The sequence below is a fragment of the Bradyrhizobium guangdongense genome (genome assembly GCF_004114975.1).
Taxonomy (GTDB): domain Bacteria; phylum Pseudomonadota; class Alphaproteobacteria; order Rhizobiales; family Xanthobacteraceae; genus Bradyrhizobium; species Bradyrhizobium guangdongense.
In genome coordinates, this window is the sequence record NZ_CP030051.1 from 701,056 (window position 1) to 722,921 (window position 21,866).

Annotated in this window: 17 protein-coding genes; 13 read left to right on the forward strand and 4 right to left on the reverse strand. The window is 60.9% G+C overall.

Annotated features, from left to right (window positions below; genetic code table 11):
• Positions 1-95 precede the first annotated feature (95 nt).
• From X265_RS03295 to X265_RS03310, 4 genes are all read left to right on the forward strand, one after another.
• The gene (locus X265_RS03295) at positions 96-734 is read left to right on the forward strand and encodes a hypothetical protein (protein ID WP_128963631.1); all 639 of its coding nucleotides are present in this window, start codon (positions 96-98) and stop codon (positions 732-734) included.
• Positions 727-2,682 (forward strand): AAA family ATPase, encoded by a 1,956-nt coding sequence (locus X265_RS03300; RefSeq protein ID WP_128963632.1) that lies wholly within the window; start codon positions 727-729, stop codon positions 2,680-2,682. The genes X265_RS03295 and X265_RS03300 overlap by 8 nt, the downstream gene beginning before the upstream one ends.
• Positions 2,683-2,707: 25 nt before the next feature.
• Positions 2,708-4,681: a hypothetical protein gene (locus X265_RS03305; protein WP_128963633.1), complete on the forward strand. Its 1,974-nt coding sequence runs from the start codon at positions 2,708-2,710 to the stop codon at positions 4,679-4,681.
• Between the two features lie 234 nt (positions 4,682-4,915).
• Positions 4,916-5,503, forward strand: a complete 588-nt coding sequence (locus X265_RS03310) for a hypothetical protein (RefSeq protein WP_188637409.1) — start codon at positions 4,916-4,918, stop codon at positions 5,501-5,503.
• On the opposite strand, the gene X265_RS41150 is transcribed toward X265_RS03310, so the two are convergent.
• Complete coding sequence (locus X265_RS41150; protein ID WP_128969119.1) at positions 5,410-5,622, reverse strand: hypothetical protein; 213 nt, start codon at positions 5,620-5,622, stop codon at positions 5,410-5,412. The two genes, X265_RS03310 and X265_RS41150, sit on opposite strands and share 94 nt — an antisense overlap.
• Before the next feature lie 414 nt (positions 5,623-6,036).
• Between X265_RS41150 and X265_RS41895 the strand changes: the two genes are divergently transcribed.
• From X265_RS41895 to X265_RS40280, 4 genes are all read left to right on the forward strand, one after another.
• The gene (locus X265_RS41895) at positions 6,037-6,171 is read left to right on the forward strand and encodes a hypothetical protein (RefSeq protein ID WP_283814999.1); all 135 of its coding nucleotides are present in this window, start codon (positions 6,037-6,039) and stop codon (positions 6,169-6,171) included.
• 66 nt (positions 6,172-6,237) lie between these two features.
• Complete coding sequence (locus X265_RS03320; protein ID WP_244659389.1) at positions 6,238-6,939, forward strand: phage exclusion protein Lit family protein; 702 nt, start codon at positions 6,238-6,240, stop codon at positions 6,937-6,939.
• A gap of 263 nt (positions 6,940-7,202) precedes the next feature.
• Positions 7,203-11,213 carry an XRE family transcriptional regulator gene (locus X265_RS03325; protein WP_128963635.1) on the forward strand — a complete coding sequence of 1,337 codons (4,011 nt, stop codon included), beginning with the start codon at positions 7,203-7,205 and terminating at the stop codon, positions 11,211-11,213.
• Between the two features lie 82 nt (positions 11,214-11,295).
• A complete protein-coding gene (locus X265_RS40280; RefSeq protein ID WP_164938409.1) occupies positions 11,296-11,454 on the forward strand; it encodes a hypothetical protein in 159 nt (52 codons plus the stop codon).
• Between the two features lie 22 nt (positions 11,455-11,476).
• Here X265_RS40280 and X265_RS03330 read toward each other — a convergent pair whose 3' ends face one another.
• Together X265_RS03330 and X265_RS03335 are read right to left on the reverse strand one after the other, a co-directional pair.
• The gene (locus X265_RS03330; RefSeq protein ID WP_128963636.1) at positions 11,477-12,178 is read right to left on the reverse strand and encodes a HEPN domain-containing protein; all 702 of its coding nucleotides are present in this window, start codon (positions 12,176-12,178) and stop codon (positions 11,477-11,479) included.
• Between the two features lie 765 nt (positions 12,179-12,943).
• Positions 12,944-13,507, reverse strand: a complete 564-nt coding sequence (locus X265_RS03335) for a hypothetical protein (RefSeq protein ID WP_128963637.1) — start codon at positions 13,505-13,507, stop codon at positions 12,944-12,946.
• Between the two features lie 549 nt (positions 13,508-14,056).
• On the opposite strand from X265_RS03335, the gene X265_RS03340 reads away from it, so the two are divergent.
• From X265_RS03340 to X265_RS03360, 5 genes are all read left to right on the forward strand, one after another.
• Complete coding sequence (locus X265_RS03340) at positions 14,057-14,731, forward strand: class I SAM-dependent methyltransferase (protein ID WP_035703259.1); 675 nt, start codon at positions 14,057-14,059, stop codon at positions 14,729-14,731.
• A 351-nt stretch (positions 14,732-15,082) separates the two neighbouring features.
• Positions 15,083-17,305 carry an ATP-binding protein gene (locus X265_RS03345; protein WP_050990944.1) on the forward strand — a complete coding sequence of 741 codons (2,223 nt, stop codon included), beginning with the start codon at positions 15,083-15,085 and terminating at the stop codon, positions 17,303-17,305.
• The gene (locus X265_RS03350; protein ID WP_028141937.1) at positions 17,306-17,764 is read left to right on the forward strand and encodes a response regulator; all 459 of its coding nucleotides are present in this window, start codon (positions 17,306-17,308) and stop codon (positions 17,762-17,764) included. It abuts the gene before it with no gap.
• Positions 17,761-20,196 carry a response regulator gene (locus tag X265_RS41155; protein ID WP_035703257.1) on the forward strand — a complete coding sequence of 812 codons (2,436 nt, stop codon included), beginning with the start codon at positions 17,761-17,763 and terminating at the stop codon, positions 20,194-20,196. The genes X265_RS03350 and X265_RS41155 overlap by 4 nt, the downstream gene beginning before the upstream one ends.
• A 55-nt stretch (positions 20,197-20,251) precedes the next feature.
• A complete protein-coding gene (locus X265_RS03360) occupies positions 20,252-20,599 on the forward strand; it encodes a response regulator (protein WP_028141938.1) in 348 nt (115 codons plus the stop codon).
• 341 nt (positions 20,600-20,940) lie between these two features.
• Here X265_RS03360 and X265_RS03365 read toward each other — a convergent pair whose 3' ends face one another.
• On the reverse strand, positions 20,941-21,693 hold the full coding sequence (locus X265_RS03365; RefSeq protein WP_028141939.1) for a ZIP family metal transporter: 753 nt from the start codon (positions 21,691-21,693) through the stop codon (positions 20,941-20,943).
• Positions 21,694-21,866: the final 173 nt, after the last annotated feature.

Consider the following 21,866-nt stretch of genomic DNA (forward strand, 5'->3'; position numbering starts at 1 on the left):
GAAGGGCTTGCGTCCAGATTCAACCCGTGAGATCAGTAGGTTGAAGGCTCACGTAAACGGCGCGTCACCCCATCCATGGCCGAATCCACTCCCCGATGGCGAAGGCAGACTACTATCGCAACGCACTCCGGCTCCTCTTCATCTTGGTCAGAGGGTCCGACCCATTTTCGGATGAGAGCTTCCCGAACGACGTCGGCGTCTTCGACGGTGAAGTGAAGCTCCAGGCTCTTGATTTCTGGATCCGCTATCCAGACTACCTAGCCGACGAGCTCCTCACGAAATACGAAGCGACGGGTACAAGGCGATACCTGGACACAGCTCGCCGAATCTTCGACGATGAAGAGCCGGATCTCCGCCGCGTCCCGATGTTGCGGAACTATTTCGGGGCCTATGAACCGATCGATACAGCGATCGCGCATCTAAAGGCGCGCGGATTGGTGACCCCCCGGACGAAGCCGCTTGGCAAGGCCACTAATCATCGCGATTTCGTTGTGAGCCAAGCGGCCTTCCGGCTGGTCGAGCAGATCGTTGCCGAGCTACCGGAATTCCACTGGTACGAATCCAGGGTACGGCTGGTGCTCGAAATGGCCGATGGCAGGGGCGGCGCGGCCCTGAAGCAGCGGCAGCATGAGCAGAAGGAATATCATGAGACCAGGCGCGGAGATCTGATCCCCACGATCGCGGAACGCGTCCGCAAGCGTCTTGCCGATGCACTGGAGGCTGCGAATGGCTGAGCGGCGGAAGCCCAAGGAGACGAGCGGAGACTGGATCGAGAGCATCGCGTCGAAGTCGAAGCGGACCGCAGACGACGTCAGGCGAGTCCTGGAGCGCTACAACATCAAGCCCAGGGCAGAAATCGCGATCCCGCGAAGGCTGACCATTCGGTCGGTCGTGTTTAAGGGGCAGAAATCCGTGGGCGCGCAGACGCCCATCGATTTCGAGTGGATGGATCTCGGCCCTGGGCTGCACGCCATCCTGTCGGGTCGGAATCTGCGGGGCAAGACGACGCTTCTGTCCATCATGAGATGGTGTCTAACCGGACGGCGGTCTCTCCCTTCCGAGATGAAGGAATGGTTCGCCACCGTGAACCTCAGGTTCACCCTCGACGAGCGGACATATGAAGTGCGTCTCTCGGATGCCATGAAGTCCGAGGGGAAGTTGATCCGGTTCGACGAGGAGCGGGAAATCCCGGTCCGCGTTTTCGCGTCGGAGGACGAATTCGAAGAGGTGATGTCCGCGTTCTTCATGAGTGAACTCGGACTTGAAAGGCTCACAAATCACACGGTGCGCGACGGGAAGTCGGTCGATCAGGATCACGATTGGCCGTGGCTCTCGACCGCCATGACGATCGAGCCAGATCCCGGCGCGCTATTCGGATCCACGCCACTAGCCGCGATGCCGCTGCGCATGATGCAGATGTTTGTCGGCATGCCATTGGTGGGAACGCGGAACGATCTGACCGCGGTGGTCGGTCGGCTAAGCCATGAGACGAGGCAGGCCGACGAGATGCGGAAGCGTGTCCGAACCCAGGCCGAGGCGAGGATCGCAGAGCTGGAAAAAAGCCTTGAGGAATCGAGGAAGAGCATCGAGTCGAAGCCGAGCGCGCGCGAATTGCGCCAGGCGGTTCAGGCCGCAAACGTCAAATATGCTGCTTGCGAGGAGCAGTTGCGCCGCCTGAAGGTCCTGCGAACGGCAGTCGATGCGGATGCGGCGGCGGCCAAGGAAAGCTACGACCGTGCCCGGCGTGAACTCCGCGAGTTCAAGGAGTCGAGAGACGCAGGTTTCATCTTTCGTGCGCTGAAGCCGGAATGCTGTCCGAGTTGCGACGAAGTGATCACGGAGCAGCATCGGAAGAAGACCGAGGAGCAGCATGTATGCGCGGTCTGCGGCACGCCGGACCGGCCGCAGGCTGAAGGCGCTATCGCCGCTGAGGAGGAGCGGCTCGTCGAGGCGGTTGGAGAGGCGAAGTCCCAGTGGGAAGCGCAAGACGATCGAGCCCGGGCCGCCGGTCAGGACGTAGTCGATCAAGAAGGGCGTTTGCTTGCGGCGGAGCGGGAATGCCGAGAGGCAGAGCGGGCGCTTGAAGATCCGCAGCCGCATTTGGAAGCTGAACGCGACTGCATCAGGCTGGAGGCTCAGATTGAAGAGCTTCGCCGTCCGGTGGCCGTGGCTGGCGAAGCCGAAGTCGACGATCGTGACATCCTCTCGGCGGCAGAGATTGTTGCCAAGGATCTGATGAAGCCAGATCAGGAGGCCATACTGGCGCGCGTTTCCGAGCTGACTACCGATTATGCCAGGCGGTTTGGCATTGAAAACCTCGAAAAGCTTTCGATCGACGGCGCCACCCGCATGAAGCTCACCAAAGGTGGGCAGCAATCCTACTTCTCGGCCCAAACGGCCGGTGAGAAGGTGCGTCTCAAGGTGGCGGCCACGCTTGCGATCCTCAAGATCGCCGAGACCGAGGGCGTAGGTCGTCATCCCGGCTTGCTCCTCGTCGACTCTCCTGGCGCCAACGAGATGGTGGCACCGGACTATGAGAAGCTGATCGCGGGCCTGGCGGAACTCGCGACCGAGCTGCCCCATCTCCAGATTTTCATCACCGGCATCGATAAGCCGGCCATCCGAGAGCGTGTCCCTTGCAGCAACTTGCGCTACGCTGAGGGCGACGAGTATCTCTGGTGACGCTATGGAACCCCTAGAGCAGACTATGACGACCCTGCTCGAGCGGGGGCATTCGCCGACGCTGGCTGACTTCGGCGGGCTTTCCGTCGTTGCTGCGGCGGTCGACGAGATTTCAGTCAGCCGATTTTCCGCGGAATTTGTCGAGATCGCCTTAGAGGAAGCCGGTGACGAACCGTCCGCGCAGCAGTTCGCGGCGCGTGTGATAGCGCGCGTTGAAGACGACCTCAGGCTCAACTCACTTGTCGAAGTGCTTCAGACGAACCGGCTGTCGGACGATCTGGAGGAAAGGATCTTCGACCACTGGCTGAAGCTCTCGCAAGATGGCAGCGCTACCGTCACCGTGCGCACGGCTTCGCTCATGGGCGCCCTCATACTGAAGCGAAACAAGGCGCGCCGGGCACTCAGGCTTGCGTCGGCAATCGCGAGCGCGCGTCTGGACGACAATCCATTCTATTTGGCACACGCGGCCAGGGTCGGTGGGTTTCTTCATTCTGAAGAGCCTCACCAAGGAATTCTAGAATTTCTGAGGGACGTCGTCAGGGTCGAAGAAGCGGCGGACGATGCGAACTTCGAATTGGGTCTTTACAGTGTTGGTGAGGCGCTGAAGGAGGAAGACCCAGGGAGAGCCAAGGAGATGATGGGTGTCGCGCGCGCCTCGTTCGAGGCGGCTGCTGCGGCTAGAGAGGCCAGATCCGATGCGAAGGCCTTCTCGATTGCCATCAGTCTGCTCGAGGGTTTCTACCAGCGCCGTCCAGCCTCTGAGATGGGCGAATGGGTAACCGCGCTGAAGCGAGAGGCGTTCGCTCATTCCGCGTACGTGTACGGATCCGACGACAACCCGCTGCTGGGATCGCGCGGTGCTCAGATCGCCGCATGGGCCTCGCTCGGCATGCGCTTGGCCCGCCTCGCGGACGAGATCGACCAAGCCGTCTGGCTCGACGGCATCAAGATCATCGAAGAAGAGTTGCTCACCGTGTACACGGCGAGCAGGACGATTTTGGGAGGACAGCGGGCCGGCGGGGTCGAGGCAATCGTTGCCCCTCGAATTCAGTCCAGTCTCTTGCACAACCAGGCGCAGGCGTTGGCTCTGCGCCGGTGGCTGTCCGAGAACGCGACGTCCGACAAGGCGGCGGCTGCGGCCGAGCTGATAGGCCTCGTCGACGACTACATCACGGGGCAGCAGCCGCCAAACCCTCTTGATGCGACGAGCGGAAGCCCGCTGCTCGCCGCACTACAAGCGAGGGCGAAGGAGTTCGGCGCATTCGACGCGGCCTCGATCGCGGTCGCTCGAATTCATGAGATCGAGAGCAGCAAATTCTCCCACGCGATCATGGAATGCCTCGAATCCGTGAGGATCGACTTCGCGAAAGTGGAGACGTTCGCGCAGTATGATGAAGTCAGGGCGGACTTCCTGGCGCTCGCCCTGAAGACGCTGCTCTTTCTCGAATTCCGCCTCGACGCAACGGCGGCCCAGGATCCCACGGGCGCTTACTTGTTCGAGAATCTTGACGGTAGCACGCCACTCGAGAAGGAGTTGCAGCAGGACTATTTACGATTCCTTCGTAACTCCAAGCTGGGCACGCACGACGAAGTGAGAGGGGTCGCTGCGGGGCGCGCGGATGTCTTTCATGATCTGGGGCGCGTCCGGATCATCACCGAGATCAAGCGGGAGTCGGACGATTGCTCCTTCGATGCTCTGCTTGAGAATTACGGAGAGCAGACCGCGGCGTACCAGAACACGAATGTTCCCTTGGGAATGCTGATGGCGTTGGATCTGACGAGGAGCCAAAGCGTCGGACAGCACATCAGCGCTTTATGCAGGGCGGCCGTGGGCGACTTCCTTGATGACGGCGTTCGTCGTGGCGTGCTGGTGGTGAAGATCCCCGGCAACCGGATCTCTCCGGCAGTCGCGACGCAGCGGGGGCGGAAACGCCAGATGGGCGCTCCAAAAACAGCAAAGCCGACGCCGCCTAGAACATCAGCGAGGAAATCTACATAGGCTAGGCCGGGCCGCTGGTCAGGCCTATCTCAGATGGCCAATCGTTTCGGCCGCGCCATCTCCAAAGAGACTACGGCCTCGGCCAGAGCGCTGCGTCGGCCTTCCGGAAGAGCGCCGTACAAGGGGCGGCTCGTGTAGCCGCCCCTTCGACGACGCGGCCGACTCGGATAGCTTGGTCCGGATCAGCAAGCCCGGGTCAAGCGGATGGCCGCCGAACCGAAGTCTTCGAGGCGCGTGAAGCGGAAGCAGCGACGCAAGCCGCGCGAGGAGATCGTCGACTACGTCGTCGCGATCGACGGCTGGGACTGGGGCTACTCGTTCTCGCTAAACATGGAACGGCAGCCGATCGATCCCTACCACGAATTCCGCCACCTGCAGGTCAAGGGCCGGCTGATGACGCCGACGGGGCTGAAGACCGACAGGGTCGAGATCTCGCTGTTGCCGTCGCACGAACTGGTGGAAGAGAAGCGCAAGGAGCTCACGCCGATCGCGCTCGGCTCGCTCAGCCTCGGCCCCGACGGCGTGCTGGGGAACATCGGCATTCCTTGGGGCGCCTTGACGCCGATCCTGCTGATGCTGATCGCCGGCCGCTTCAGGTTCGTCCTGATGCGTGGCACGCAGTTTAGGCACCGGAGCGCGAAGCTGAACAGCCTGCGGCTTGAGACCAAGCTGACCGAGGACGATCCGTTGCCCGAAGAGGGAGTGGTCAGCGACCCTGCTGCGGGCTTTCAGGCTTCGCCTGGTCCGGAGAAGATCGATGCCGGCGGTGTTGTGCGCGGTGTAGGCAAGGGACGCTCGGCCGCAGCGGGGCGGGAGGTCTGACCGCCCTTCGCATCGTATCGTTTGGCGAGGTCGAGCAGGCGCCGCCTGGTGAACGGGTCGGCCTTCTCAGCGATGTTCCGGACCCGATGGGCGAGACCTTGATAGAATTCCTGCTCCATGACGCCACCCCACATAACGCTGAACGGTGCAGATGAGTATTGCGCGCCCCGCAAGTCAAGGTGACGGCGGTCGCCCAACCGGCTCCTCGGCGGACGCCGCCCTCCGGAGAGCGTCCCGTTCGCGGCTAAGGTCATCGACCTTCGCCCGCATTCGTGTCAGCAGAAGCTCGGCCGAGGCGGTCGCGACCCCGGCCCGCTGCAGCCGACTCCGGATCTAGAATGCCCATCCGACGGCAGACCGGGCTGAATTCGACGATGGCACGCCGTCGTGCGAGGTCGTCGCGTTGGTCGATTTCGTCGGCGCGCGATGGCGACTGCGGTGGTCTGGGGGCGCTCATGAAAAATTTTAGAACAAATAAAGAACATACGCAAGACGACCCCCTCAAGCGTGTGTAAAGAAGGGTAAAAACAACAATGACTGACATTTCGAAGGAAGCCGAATTCCTCCTGCAGGGGGCCGCGCCTGAGCGGTTCGACGAGATCAAGGCCGAGTGGGGCAACGAGGCGGATCGAGTTCGGCTCGTTCCTGTCGAGCGTTTCGAACTCTAGCATGTTTTCGGCTCTATCCAGATCACGCAGAAGACGCTCGACGCGCTTTGGCTGGCTGGGTTTGCTATCTGGAAGGCGCTCGATGCCTATGCCGGGGTGATCTGGTTGTTGCGCCGTGACGGGAGGGATTTCGATCCGGCGTTTGTCTCGACGCTACATGGGCAAGCGGCGGCCGATGCGGCCTTTGACCGGGCTCTCGGCCACGTCCACGACATGCTCGCCGCCGCGTCCGCAGCCGACTTCGACTGGCCGGCTGATGTGCCGGCACCCGGCCAGACCATCACTGATAGGAATCAGGCAGCTGCGCGGGATTTCGCCTATATCGCCGGCGCCTATGTTCTGCTCCACGAACTCGGACATCGGCGGCTCGCAGATTGCAGGATCGAGTATGCCCTTCGCGAGGAGCGCCTGTGCGATGCCTATGCCCGAGGAATTCTGCTGGATGGCACTGAGACCTATGCCGCTTCGCAAGGTTATCCAGAGGAGATGGTCCGAGCAAAGCGGCTTCTCGGCATTCTGCTGGCCAAGCTCCTGATCATCACGCTGACGCCGCGCGACCGCTGGACGGTCTCGCCGGACCATGAGCCTGTTCGTCGGCGGTTGTTCCGGGTCCTTCGTTACGCGAAGGAGCCTCTGCCGATCTGGTTCTGGGACACGGCAGCGGCGATGCTCGCCGCTTTTGCTCGGCATCATGGTGTGCTGAATGTCGCCATTCCGTTTCGGTCGAGCCGAGAGCTCGCGTTCGCGATCTGCCGGGCGTTCTCCTAAGGCCCTGCTCGTCGGTGAAAACGCTCCTTTGGGACGTGGAAGACCAAAATTGGAGACTGGGGAAGGCGAGGGGCGCGCCGCGCGCCCCCTGTCGATCCGGACTAGCCGGCCCTAATCGCTTCCTCGCTCTGAAAGGCGTCCCCGGTTTGTGCGAGTCTTGAATTTCTCATCTTTAGCCACAACGTGTTCCGCCGTGCAGCACGGGCAAGGGAGACCTTTGCCGGGTACTTAGGCTGTTCCCATGGCGCAATCGACGAGAGGACATGACGAAGGGCTCTGCAATCACGCCAAGCAATTTGCGGGCGGCACGCGCGCTGTCGGCCCAGTCCATCAAGGAGGTCGCCCTAGCTGCGAAGATCAGTCCATGGCTGATCGCAGACTTCGAACGGGGGCAACGGAGCTCACTCGGGGAGCATGCTGCGGCCGTCGTCGACGCGATGGAGCAATTCGGGGTTCGCTTCGAAGCGGACGGCACCATCTCCGCCGCGGCTCCGTCCCCGCCGGCTCTGGCGATCGGCGCGCCTTTCCGATGGATCGAGGCTCAGGACTTGGCCGCCTGGGCTGGAACGCGCGACGGGCAGGAGGGGCTCCCCGAACTCATCAGTCGGCTGATCCTTGCGACGGTAGGGCCGAGCGCGCAGTTTCGATTCCCTGCCGGCGACAGCATCGTTTTCCCCGGTTGGGACGGTATCTGCAACGTGGCGACAGGGAAAGGAAACGTTCCAGACGGAGTCTCGGTGTGGGAAATCGGGGCGCAGCGGACCGACATCAGAGGCAAGGCTGACGAGGACTTCGAGAAGCGGTCGACTGGACCCACAACCATCGCGCGCGGGGACAGCGCTTTCGTTTTCGTGACGCCCCATCGCTGGCCCGCGAAATTCGCGTGGGTGCACGAAAAGGAAGCCGTTCTTCCGCCCATTTGGCGGAAGGTCGGCGCGATCGACGGCGACGACCTGGTGCACTGGCTTGACCTCTGCCCTGGAGTTTCGCAATGGCTCGCGAACCGGATCGGGAAGCGTCGGCCGGGTACCCGAGATCTGAGGCAGGCTTTCGAAGAGTGGTCACTTGCCACGAACCCGCCCATGAGTGCGGGCCTTCTGCTCGCCGACCGGGATGAAGAGGCCACCAAGCTGCGCCGCTGGCTGGTAGGCCTGCCTTCCGTGGAGAGCGTTCAGGCCGAGTCGATCGACGAGGCGGTTGCGTTTTTGGGCGCTGTCGTCGAGCCGCTTCCGACGGCGTATCGACTGTTCTGGGAGAGCCGATTTCTGGTCGCAGGATCCTGCGAGGCGGCTCGGGCGCTCATCGATCTCAGCGCCAAGGTCGTTGTTGTCCTCGAAGAAGGCGACGCCGGGTTGGCTGCCTCGCTTGTCAAAAGCGGACATCACGTGTTCGTCGCGCTAGGCTCGGAAGCGGCGCAGTCCAGCAAGGTCATGCAACTGCCCCGGCCGTGGCGCCTCGCGATCGAGCGGGAGCTGGTTTTGATGGGCATCGAGCACCACAGGGCCCAAGGCTTGGCGAAGGAGTGCGGACGCAGCCTGGCCGTTTTGCGACGGCTGATGCCCGTCGGCGTCGGCAGAACGCCGCCATGGGCTGCGCCTCCGATCTCATCGGCGCTGCTGGCCGCCATGCTCGGTGGCGCCTGGGATGCGGCCCATCCCGTCGACCGACAGGTCATGGAACGACTGAGCGGCCGCCCTTATTCGGAAATCGAGACGGAACTGGCTCCTTGGTCGAGCGCTCTGGATAGCCCATTACGTCGGGCCGGCTCTGCGTGGAAGCTCGCGTCGTTGCGGGATGGCTGGTTTCTCATGGCCGGACATCTGACCGCACGTTACCTCGACCTCTTGGCGGACGCGTTCTTGAGTGTCCTGTCGGCGGATGATCCCGGGTTCGATGCTGACCCCGCCGACAAGTGGAACTTCCAGCCGGGTCCGCCAAAGCTCGCTTCCAGGCTACTCAGGAAGGGTTTGACCGAAGCCATGATAGCTCTTGCAGTCTTTCCCGAACGTGCAGCCGCTGTTCACGACGCGAAGCGTCGAACCGAGGCAGCGGTTCGGGCGCTGATGCGAGGAGCGGACGAGCGGAAGTGGTGGTCCCTTTCGAATGATTTCCGGGGACTCGCCGAGGCCTCACCCGAAGCATTTCTGGATTGTCTGGAACAGGCGCTGGATGCGAACCCTGTGCCCGTGATGTCGGTGTTCAGGAGCGATGAGGGCTTCCTGCATAAGACCGAGTATCTGGCCGATCTGATGTGGGCGCTTGAGCTCTTGGCATGGAGTCCCGATTATCTTGGCCGGGTGGCATTTGCGCTTGCGCGGTTGGCCGAGTTGGACCCCGGCGGCAACTGGGGAAACCGTCCGGATGCGACGCTCAAGCGCATCTTCTTGCCATGGCTTCCGCAGACGTTCGCCGCTGCGGCCGAACGGCGCGAGGTGTTGGACGCCGTCGTTGCGCGACAGCCCGAGGTGGGATGGGACTTGCTGATCGCTCTCGCACCAGCCGACTTTGCCTCGGAGCAGCCGTCGGCATTTCCTCGATGGCGCGATTTCTCGGCAGGCGATCCGCCGCCGACGTTGACGCGCGATGAGGTCGCCGAAAATTACGCGGCCGTCGGCCAGCGCCTTCTCCTCGATGCTGGGAACGATCCGAAGCGCTGGGCTGCACTGCTGGATCGCTGGCACGGCTTTACTGAGGAGTGGAGGACAAACGCCCAGGCTGCGCTAGGAGGCGCAATCGCCACCTTCAGTCCGGAGCAGAGGACCGAGTTCCATGAAACGCTTCGGCGGGTCATCGGCAAGCACGAGCAGGTGCCGCAAGCGCATTGGTCGCTCAAGTCCGACGCGCTTCGTCCGCTAAAGGAGCTGCTCAGGCAGCTGGAGCCGACCGATCCAACCGTCAAATACGCTTATCTCTTCGGCGGTCCCACGTTCACCTACCGGGGCGACAGGAGCTGGCGTGAACTGGAAGAGGAGGCCAATTCAAGGCGGCGCGTTGCTGCCGAAGAGATACTGGCGACATGTTCGACTGATGATGTGAACGCCATGGTCGGTCGTGTTGGGCAGCCGCGGCGTCTCGGCGAGGCGCTTGCCTTGGCGTCCGCGCCTGATGCGGTCAAGGACAGTCTGATGGAGAGGGCGCTGTCAGGGCCGGAGCTGAAGGAGTTTGCGCGCGGCATGCTCTTTGGACTTCTTCAGTCGAGGGGAGAGCAGTGGTTGCTCGACCGCTTCAGGGATGGGATCGGCAGAGCAGAGGGGCCGGACGTCCTGGCGCGACTAGCGCTTGCGTTGCCGGACGGCCAGCAAACCTGGGACGCAGTCGATGCCGCTGGAACTGAGGTCACAAGGGCCTATTGGCAACAAATCGAAGATCACGCGATTCCTGAAAGCGCTGATCCGGCGTTCGTCGTCGACAAGCTTCTGGCCGTCCATCGCGGCCACACCGCGTTGGCATGGATTGGGGGGCATCCCAAACTGGCCGTACCCGCCTCTCTCATAGTTTCTGTCCTGCGCCATTCGTCGACCATGAGCGGCGGGCATCAGGATGGCGACGGGATGCTCCAATATTATGCCGTCCAGCTATTCGAACGGCTGGATGCTGACCCGACGGCAGACCCTCTGGAGATCGTTGGACTGGAGTGGATCTACTACTCCTTACTGGAGCATTCCGAGCGTCCACCAAAGAACTTGAACGACGCGCTCGCCATGCAGCCGCATCTGTTTATGGATTTGATCGGCCGCGTGTACCTTCCGGATGGCGAGGTCGCGCCCGCGGAAATCTCCGAGCAAGACAAGAACATCGCGGAACAGGCGTGGAGGGTCCTGTCGGGTTGGACGACTGTGCCCGGCACAAGGGTCAACGGCGAAATCGACCCGCGCGCTCTGCAGGCGTGGGTCGACGAGGTACGCAGGATCGCGCAGCAAAAGCGCCTCTCGCCGGTCACGGAAAGTAAGATCGGGGCCATCCTGTCGGCGGCTCCAAGGACGGACGGCATGCCTTGGCCGCCCGAGGCGGTGCGGCAGGTACTCGAAAGCTCGAGAAGCGTCGATCTGGAAGAAGGATTCTATGTGGCTGTGCGCAATCGCCGCGGCGTCACCATGCGAAGATCCAACGATGGTGGAGATCAGGAGCGTGATTTGGTTGCGATGTACCGTTCCGATGCCAAGTCGGCGGGAGCTGCTAACGTCAGGACGCGCGCGCTCCTGAATAAGATTGCCGAAAGTTACCAGTACCAGGCGAATGAGGAGGATCAGGGCGCCGAGCGGCGAGACTGGTAGCTGAAGTCGCTGCTGTAGGTCCAAGGAAGTTGCGGCGGCCCCGCATTATTGCGATACCCCGATATCTGAATTGGCCTCGGAGGTGCTGGCGCTGACCGAGATGAATTGGAATTCGACGCAGTTCGATCAGGCATCTCCCATCCCCATCCGCGCTGCACGACAGGTCGGGAGAGTCTTGAAATACGTTCCGTTCGGCCAGATCGAGCAGCCGGACTATCGCTTCTACAGAATCGTCTGCTGAGGCGCAGCGAGGCCAACGTGCGCTAACCTCTGAAAAACGATCCAACTCTCAAAGCCGCAGTTTGAGCTCTGTAGATGAAGAAGTGCCAGCTCCTCAAGAGCCCGTTCTGGTCAGGTGGTCGCCGATATGGCTGAGCCAATGTGCCATCTTGGGCGGCGCGATCGACAGCGGCATCAATGCGGTAATGCCAATCTCTCGCTACTTTGAACAGTCGACCGTGATGATACTCCAGCACCGCGAGATTGATGCTCGGCCAATCTTTGAGATGTTGATCGTACTTGATGGATTCTGGGTATCGAAAGGTCTGGCCGCTCCTGTCCACCTCGTCGATGTGCTTGATCGCTTCTTCAAAGATAGCGACGTCATCAGCGCTGTGATCAATTGCGCTCAGTAGCTTTTTTGCTTTCTTCCAGTTCCGAAGAAGTGTGTGGCCAGGCTGGTATTGCTGTCCTGTTCCGTTTACTCGACCCAAGTCCGCGATGATGTATTTGATGTAGAGTTCGATCGCGTGTCGAAAATTGAAGCATATGGGATAGATCACGACGTCGATGATGATGCCTGGTTCTTGTGCTTCGCGCAGGAGCAGGCGAGTGCCTTCGAAGTACCCCCAAGAGTAATCGAACAGGTCGTAGGGGCCGCCATTGTTGCCGACGCACGCATTCAAGTGGGCAAGATCATTCTGCAGGCCTCTGAAAAGCCCGTTCTGCTTGAAAGCTTCAGTCATAATGGACCTCTTGTAGAGGCACCACCATAGCAACTTCTGAGGGATGCTAGTGGATGCGTCGGGCGGTCCGGAAATGCGGTGCCCTTCGGTTACACGACGGCATCTAGGCGCCGCCGACAGCGCGATGAGTGGTTTTGACCCCCCTCGGTTTTCTCGCACCGAAAAAACGGAGAAAAAATCGAGGCGGAATTCGTCAGTCAGGTCAGTGGGATCTGAGATCGAGTCGTTTTCAAAACGAAATCGAGTCGTTCTTAAACCGGAAATCGAGTCGTTTTCAAAGTGTCCGCATAGGATGTCGGGCCCAATCAGAAGCGAGTCGCTTAACCCATTGATTCACCGAGGGCCGCCAAAAATTGGCGAGTCGAAAAACCAAAGAATCATGAGTCGATTTTCAACAAAAGCCAAAATTCGCGAGTCGATAGGGGAGGCGCACACTATATTGAGCTCTGCGTGTCGCGCTGCCCGCTAAATGTCGTAGGTCGAATCCCGAGGTGGGAAAAGTAGCTTTAGGATCGCAACGGCGCGCGGGATGCCTTGCGTTGAAGGGGCTACCGGCGCATCTGATGGCATTTGCACCCGGCGCTTAACGACTAGGCGTTGGCGCTTAGAGATTGGTTAGTTCGGGCATCTTCAGAAAATCCTCAAATTGCCTTCGGCTTACAGAAGATCATTCCCGATGTGGACCGGGCAGGGGAAGGTGTGTGGGTTACAGAACCGCTCCGATGAAGGTTTAGTTCGAGACGTCGTCCGCCGGGGACGTCGTCATCAAGCCAGAGTCAACAAAGGCGGCGCTTTCCAGCGTCCCGAACTCGCCCAGCGCAACCCGGCTTCGTTCAGGTCATTCAATGGTGGCACGTACCTGTACGTCCCGCCGATCACGCTCGCGCTCCTTCGGTCCTCACCTCCGAGACGATTGCGGCAAGTGACCTTGCCCTCGGATGCGAGTTTGTGTGGCGGCAGCAGTCGGACGAGCTGGGTGAGCTCTCCGCGAAAAGTGCGGACCTGCGAGCCCGGTCCGAGCTCGCTCCCGTCGTTCGCGTAAAGGCGCCAGTGCGCTGCCGGAACGTCTTCGAAATAGACCGGAAGCAGCACTGGATAGAGATAGAGTCTGTGATCTCCTTCCCATTTTCCCCGCAGGTGAAAGCACAGGTTGGCATCGACCTGATGAATGTCCATCCGGCAGCGCCAATCGTCCTGACGGTCCTTGTTTGCGATGAAGTTTTCCCGTGCGCGTTCAGCCGCTACCCGGCTCTCGAACTCGCGGGGGCGACCGTGCTCATCGCTATCCCAGTACTCGCCTCTGTGGTTGTCCCAGATGGTGAAGGTCACGCTCTATGTCCCGCCGATCATTGTCGTGGAATATCCGTGACGCCGATCCTGGGTGCAAGAAGAACCAATTATTGTCAAATTGACTAAATGTGGAAAGCCGAATTCTGTTTCGGGTTCGAGCACTTACCTGGCACTCGTTGCCTTCATTCGAATTCCTGAAGCTAGTGAACGACACCAGTCAATTGTGCTCCACCCGAACAGGGGGCTCAGGAAGCTCCTGATTTTGTAAGACACGGAAGATCAGCGGCGGAGAGAGTGGGACTCTCTTCCCCAGAGCGCCGGAGGCGCGAGAACCGCCGAAAAACAAGGATTCCTAAAAGGGCCGGTTGGTTTTTGTGGCCACCGCTGTGTACCACCTGTTTAGCGCTTCGGACGTTCAATCCAAGCCATTTTCGAGGCGGTCGAGGATCGTAGGATCGGATCACAGGAGATTCTCGCGAGGGGCGGAGACACTTCGCGAAGTCGGATTAGCGGCCGCCCTAAGCCCGCCTTCGCGGCGGGAGACGGTTTATGCTAGTTATCACGGGACCAAGACAGCGACGGCCCGCCTTGACAGCCACGACCATTGCCGACCCGCAATCCTTCATCCGCGCCAACACCCGGCTGCGGTCGGTGCCGCTGGTGCCGGAAATCGCGGTCTTCCTCGCCGATGAATCGGTGCCGATCTGGCAGCAGACCGAGGACGAGCTGAACGAGGCCGGTCTCCCCCCGCCCTTCTGGGCCTTTGCCTGGGCGGGCGGTCAAGCGCTGGCTCGCTACGTGCTCGATCACCCCGTTACCGTGCGGGACCGGCACGTGCTCGACATCGCTTCTGGCTCTGGACTCGTCGGCATCGCGGCGATGAAGGCCGGCGCGGTCGGGGTGACAGTGTCTGATATCGACCCCTTCGCGATCGCGGCGGCCGAACTCAATGCGGAGGTCAACCTGGTCCACCTCACGTCGTGCGGCGAGGACGTGCTCGACACTCAACCAAACGGCCGATGGCAGACCATCCTCGCGGGCGACATTTTCTATGAGGGGGACACCGCGACGCGTGCCTTTGCATTTCTGGCCGACCATGCGCGCGCCGGTGCGACTATCTTGATCGGCGATCCCGGGCGCACTTTCCTTCCGAAGGCAAAGCTTGTCCGACTCGCCGACTATCGCGTACCGGTGACCCGCGATCTAGAAGACGCCGAGATCAAGCATACGGCGGTTTGGACCATCTCGCCGGATTGTCTGTAAGTTGCATTAGCCGGCGTTAGTCGTGCTCTCGATGAACAGGCGCGCAACAGCTCAAGCACCATCAGAAGCTCGGCGAAGCGCCGACGTTGGCCTCAGCGCCTTTTCGCCTGCGAGTACGACTGTATTTCTTCTTGCCCTCGACGTTCGGAGCGCGAGACGCGAAGGGTCAGAGTCCACAGTAAACACTTGTCATAGCGAGCAAATCTCGCCCCGCCTTCGCATCATGGAACAAAATGCCGGAACTTGGGTTAAGTTCATTCCGTTCCCTATGCGCAAATCCGCATCCCAGAAAAGTCTACTGACCACCGGCATTTGCTTGCCATAAGCTCTGAGTCAAGAAGGCATCACCCAGTGACCGAGTTGGATGACGGCTATCTTGAAGAGTGTGCCGCAGAGCCCATTAAGATCCCGGGAGCAATTCAGCCTCACGGCGCGCTTTTGGTGGTCGAACCTGAAACCCTGAAGATATTGCAACAGAGCGCGAACGCTCGCCGACTGCTTGGGTTCGATGTCCGCAATGACGCGTTGCTCTCTGCTTATGAGGAAGCGACCACGCTTTGCGAGGAAATCCGTGGGTGGTTGTCGGGAGGCGAAAACACGCTTTTCTACCTGGTTGCAGTCGGATCGCAGCAGCTTCAGCTCACCGCCCACCGCAGCCCCCAAGGACTCTTGTTGGAATTCGAACCACCGCCGCGGCCAGGCGAGTCGACGCTGGATGGTCTTTACCCGCGGTTGCGGGACTTTCTGGACCGCATATCCGGCGCCCACGATATTATTAGCATCGCTGAGGAGGTGGCCCGCGAGGTGCGGGCAATCACCCATTTTGATCGAGTTCTCCTTTACAGCTTCGACGGTAACGGCGACGGCACGGTTTTGGCCGAAGACACGAATAAAATTCTTCCTTCCTACCTCGGCCTTCGATTTCCCGCATCCGATATTCCCGCTCAAGCGCGGGAGCTCTATCGCCTGAACAGGATCCGGCTCATTCCTGACGCCAGCTACGATCCGGTCGAGATCGAACCCTCGATCAGTCCCCTCAACGGACTGCCGCTTGACCTGTCGCAGGTGGCGCTGCGCAGCGTTTCGCCCGTTCATCTCGAATACATGCGCAACATGGAGACGGCGTCGTCGATGTCGATGTCAATCATCGTCGACGGTGCGTTGTGGGGGCTCATCTCCGGGCATAGCCGCGCCTCTCGGATGGTCAACGCGCAGATCCGCACCGCATGCGACATCCTCGCTCAAGTCGTGTCGCTGCAGATTGGCTCGCGCCTGAAGGCAAGCAGTGCCGCGGAACGCCTTGAGCTGAAGAGCGTGGAGACGTCGCTGCTCAGCAAGCTTTCGGTCGCGACTTCGTTTCAGCGCGGGCTGGTAAACAATCCGCACGAATGGCTGCGGCTTGTGGATGCGGAAGGCGCTGCAGTTGTCGTGCAGGGCGGCATACTGACGACCGGTCAGACGCCGAGCGAGCGCCAGATACGTGATCTGGCGACGTGGCTCTTCGAGGCCGGGCACGACGTATTGGAAACGAATTCGCTGGCTTCGATATGGTCGGGCGGCGAGTTCTTGAGCGAAAAAGCCAGTGGTGTGCTGGCGGTCTCCATCTCGCAGATCCGGGGCGATTACATCATCTGGTTCAGGCCCGAAGTCGTCAAGACGGTTGCTTGGGGAGGCGATCCCAACAAGCCTATGGAGAGCGGGGCCGGCCGGCTTCATCCGCGCAAGTCTTTCGACCTTTGGAAACAGCTTGTCCGTCAGCAGTCGAAGCCGTGGACTTCGGCAGAAGTGGAGAGCGCGCTCGGCTTCCGCGCGTCGATTCAGACTCTTGTGCTGAAGGCTGCGGAGGAGCGTGCTGAACTCACGGACCGGCTGGAAGCCGCCAACAAGGAGCTGGAGTCGTTTTCCTATTCGATTTCGCACGATCTGCGTGCCCCTTTCCGGCACATCGTCGGTTTCGCAGAACTTCTGTCGGACAAGGAGAAAGGGCTCGATCAAAAGTCGCGTCACTACATCGAAACAATTAGGGGCGCCGCCATCTCGGCAGGAAGGCTCGTCGACGACCTTTTGCATTTTTCCCAACTCGGGCGCTCTCAGCTTCTCAAGTCGAACGTCGATGTCGCCAAGATTGTCAACGAATTGAGGCATTCGTTGCGGACGGAGACCGAGGGGCGAAACATCGAATGGCAGGTAGGGGCGCTTCCAATAGGCTATGGCGACCCCGCCATGCTTCGTCAGGTGCTTCAGAACCTGCTTCACAACGCCATCAAGTATACGGCGCCGCGGGACCCGGCCATCATCACCATCTCAGGCCACGAAGACGCGAACAGCACGACTTATATCGTCGCTGACAACGGCGTCGGCTTCGAGATGAAGTACGTCGACAAGCTTTTTGGCGTCTTTCAGCGCCTTCATAGGGCCGAGGAATTCGAGGGGACTGGCATCGGATTGGCCTTGGCCAAGCGCATCGTCGACCGCCACGGCGGCTCAATTAGCGCCGAAGGCAAGGTAGGGGCCGGCGCCTCCCTCACTTTCACCTTGCCGCGCCCCAAAGATTTGAAGAAGAGGAGCTCTTAATTGCCGGACCTCAGACCGATTCTGCTTGTTGAAGACAACCCGCGAGACCTCGAGCTGACGCTGGCGGCGCTTGCGAAGTGCCAGTTGGCTAACGAGATCGTCATTGCTCGCGACGGAGCCGAAGCGCTCGATTACCTGGCCGCGAGAGGCAGCTTCGAAGGCAGGCCGCCCGGCGATCCGGCCGTTGTGCTGCTCGATCTAAAGCTTCCCAAAATCGACGGGCTGCAGGTTCTCGAAAAGGTCAAGAATGACCGCCACCAGCGCCAGATCCCCGTCGTGATGCTGACCTCCTCGAGAGAGGAGCGCGATCTGGTGAAGAGCTACGAACTGGGCGTCAACGCCTTTGTCGTGAAGCCCGTGGACTTCAACGCCTTCTTCGAAGCCATCCAGGATCTCGGAATGTTTTGGGCCGTGCTGAACGAGCCGCCTCCCCGCCCCTTCACCAACGAGGCCCAATGATGAAGCAAGAGCCTATCCGCATTCTGCTGCTTGAAGACAGTGAGATCGATGCCGAACTGCTGGCGGCGCATCTATCGAAGGCCCAATTGGGCTTCACACTCGACCGCGTCTACAACAGACGGGATTTCGTCGCGGCTTTGGAAGGCGGCGGCCATGACATCGTGCTGGCGGACTATTCATTGCCCGATTTCGACGGCCTCTCGGCACTGAACATCTCCACGGTTCTGCAGCCCGATCTTCCCTTCATCTTCGTATCGGGAGTCGTTGGCGAGGAATTTGCCACAAACGCGCTCAAGCGGGGCGCCACTGATTACGTGGTGAAGCGGAATCTCACACGGCTGTCGACAGCGGTAGAGCGTGCGCTCGAACAAGCCCGCCAGCGCGCATCGGCCAAGAAGATCCAAGATGCTTTGGCCCGCAGCGAAGTCAGCGCGCGTCTGGCGATGGAAGCGGCCAAGCTCGGCCTGTGGGACTATGATCCGGCGACGAGAGAGCTCAAGTGGGACGCCAGCGCGAAGGCGATGCTCGGCTGGCCGGTCCAGAAATCGCCGGGTTATCGAGACTATCTTGCCGCCTGTCATCCGGACGACCGCGACCGACTTCATCAGGCTGTCCGCCAGGCGACGAAGTGGTCTCGCGAACACGATGGCACGTTCGGTGCGGAATATCGTATCTTCTCGGACGCCGGCAGCGAGCGTTGGGTAGCCGCCCGCGGTCAGGCATTGTTCGAAGAGAAGGAATTCAAACGCTTTGTCGGGGTCGTGCGCGACATCACCGAGGAACGCAGAGCGAAGAAGGATCTGGAAGACCTCACGACCGACCTGGAACGTCGCGTCGCGGAACGAACCGCGGAGCGAGACAGCCTTTGGCGGCTCAGTCCAGACCTGTTCGCCGTGATCGGACGGGAGGGACGATTGCGGCGCCTCAACCCGGCTTGGAGCACAATGCTCGGGTACGCCGAAGGCACCCTTACGGAGAGCATGTTCGATCTGTTGCTGCCCCCCGAAGAGCGCACCGAGGTGAAGCGACAGCTTGCCGATACGATCCGCGATCGCACCGTCGGTCGCTTCGAAAGCCGTATCCGCCATGCGAACGGCGAATGGCGGTGGGTCACCTGGAATGCGGCGCCGGATGAGGAAGCCATCTATCTCGTTGGACGCGACTGCACCGCCGAAAGAGCGGCAGCGACCGCGCTGGCTGAACGCAACGCCGAACTCGCCCGGCAGATCGAAGAGCGGGAGCGCGTCGAACAGACCCTCCGGCAGATGCAGCGGCTCGAGGCCGTCGGACAGCTCACCGCCGGGGTCGCTCACGATTTCAACAACCTTCTTACGGTCATCCTGGGCAACATTGCTTTCGTGGAGAAGCGGTTCGACAAGCCGGAGCGCGAGCAGGACGTCCGATCGCGCCTCCAATACATGCGGACCGCGGCTGAGCGAGGAGCCACACTTACCGCCCAGTTGCTGGCGTTCTCGCGGCGCCAGAAGCTCGAGCCAAAGCCCGTCGACCTGAATGAAACCGTGACCGGGATGAGCGAGCTTCTGCAGAGCACGATGAAAGGCTCAATCCGGATCGAAACCGTGTTGAAGAGCGACCTAGCCCCAGCACTCGTTGACCCGACCCAGATCGAATTGATCATTCTCAATCTGGCCATCAACGCGCGGGACGCAATGGAGATCGGCGGCGCGCTGACCGTCGAAACCAGTCAGGCGGTCGTCAAAGAACCGCCGGCCAGGCCGGCCGACCCGCCTCCGGGTGATTACGTGGTCCTGACGGTGAGCGACACCGGTACCGGCATTCCTCCACATGTTCTCGACCATGTGTTCGAGCCGTTTTTCACCACAAAGGAGGTCGGAAAAGGTTCAGGCCTTGGATTGCCGCAAGTATTCGGGTTCGCCAAGCAGTCCGGCGGTGGCGTGAAGATCAGGACGGCTACAGGGGAAGGTACCAGCGTTAGCGTCTATCTTCCTCGCGCCGCCAATGTCTCCCAGGCCCCTGGGCAGACGCCGAAAAGCGAGACCGCGTCAGGCCGGGCCTCCGCCAAGACAATCCTTCTGGTCGATGACGACAGCGCCGTTCGCGAGGTGGTCGGCGTGATGCTCGAAGAGCTGGGGTACTCCGTTGTCAGCGTGGGTAGCGGCGCCGCCGCCTTGGATATCCTTGCCGGGCCGGAGCATTTTGACGCTCTGATAGTGGACTACGCCATGCCGGCGATGAGCGGCGTGGAGGTTGCCAAGAAGGCACATGGACTCCGACCGCATCTTCCGACTCTTTTTGCGACCGGCTATGCCGACCTCAAGGCTCTTGAAGAGATCCATCACGCGAGGCTGATAAGGAAGCCGTTTCAGGAGGAAGAGTTGGCGCGCCGGCTCCACGAAGCATTTGCCGAGTTCGACGATCCCAAAATCGTTCGTCTGCGGGGCGCCGGCTAGGTCATGGTCGGCAAAACCTTTCTATCTTGCCTGAGATGCACCTTTGGAGATCGACATGCCGCTGCGGCTGCTGGTGGTGGAAGACGAAAGCTTAATTGCCATGATGATAGAAGACATGGCCGAAGAACTGGGCCACGAAGTCGTTGCCAAGGCGACTAATGTCCCACAAGCAACGAGCTTGATCGACGCTGGCGGATTCGATGTAGCCCTCTTGGACGTCAACCTCGCCGGCGAATTCAGCTATGGTCTGGCCGAGATGCTGCAGACCAGGGACGTCCCATTCTTGTTCACGACAGGCTACGGAGCAGGGATCGAGGAAGAATGGCGAAATTGCAAAATCCTGCAAAAGCCGTTTGCAGAGGATCAGCTCAACGCTGAACTTGTCGCGTTCGAGAAAGGGTGAAGCGGCGCCTTGTCGTGGTATTTGACACGCGCGCCCGGTATGTTTTCGCAGAAATCGTAGTCTGGCGCGGAAAATCTCGGCGTCAGTGGGACTCTCTTCCCCCTTCGCCGCGATTGTGTGAAAATCCGCGGAAAACAAGGATTCATGACCACCCCTGTGTACCACCCGTTCCGCGATTCAGGGTGTCATTCTCAGTCGATTTCGAGGCGCTTCAGGACGCCAATCGATCGTCGCTTGTCGTCCTGGAGAGGGTGAAGTCCAGGCTTTCCCCTTCACGTCGCGAGCGACCCGCAGGGCCCGTCCGACAACAGCCTTGCTTCTGCATCGCACGGCCCGGCGTTCTAAGTCTCTCCTAAGTTAGAGAGCGCAAAGGCGACGAGGAGGCCGACGACAACGAGCAAGCCGGCCAGCTTCTGTTCGCCTTCGACCGCTTCGGGCACCATGGTGTTCACCACCATCGTCAGGAGAGCGCCCGCAGCGACGGCACTCACGGCAGCAACGACCTGAGGGGAAGCTCCGCCAAGGAAAGCCGCTCCCGCGGAAGCAGCAAGCCCGGAGAGGACGGCGATCGTTGCCCAAAGGCCAAAGATGTAGAGCCGGGAGCGACCCGCGGTTCGCATGCCGAGCGCACTGGACAGTCCTTCCGGGAAATTGGACAGGAAGATAGCTGCCAGCATAGCGAGGCTGATGCCTTTCCCGCTCAACAGCCCGAGCCCCAGAACCACGCTTTCCGGAACCCCGTCGAGGAGCGACCCGATAGCGATCGCCAACCCTCCGCCTTGGCCGGCGTTCGCCTGCTGGTCCCCGGACCGTTTACGTGAATGCGCGCCTGCTCGAGAGACCGCCCAATCGGCAAGGGCATACATTGCGGAGCCCGCAACGGCACCGGCGACGATCGGCCAGATCCCGCCTTCCTGATACCCGTCCTCCAACAGGTCGTAGGCCACGGCCGAGATCAGCACGCCGCAACCGAACGACATGATCCCCGCGGTAACGTACCGAGGCATTCTGAGGACGAATGCGACGGCTGCTCCCAGGAGCAGCGATGAGGCACCAAGCAGCCCCCAAAGGCCGGCGGTCAACCAGATCGGCATCGGAGCACCAGCTATGTTTCGCGACCTGGGGGCGGCGAGACCTGGCTTGCGCTCTTCTCCCGCGTCTTACTTGCCTTCTTCACCGCCGAGCGGCGCTTCAGAACCGATGTCAGAGCGCTCGCCATCTTGCGCGCGATCTTACCTGCAGCCATTGCCCGTGCGCCATTTACCAA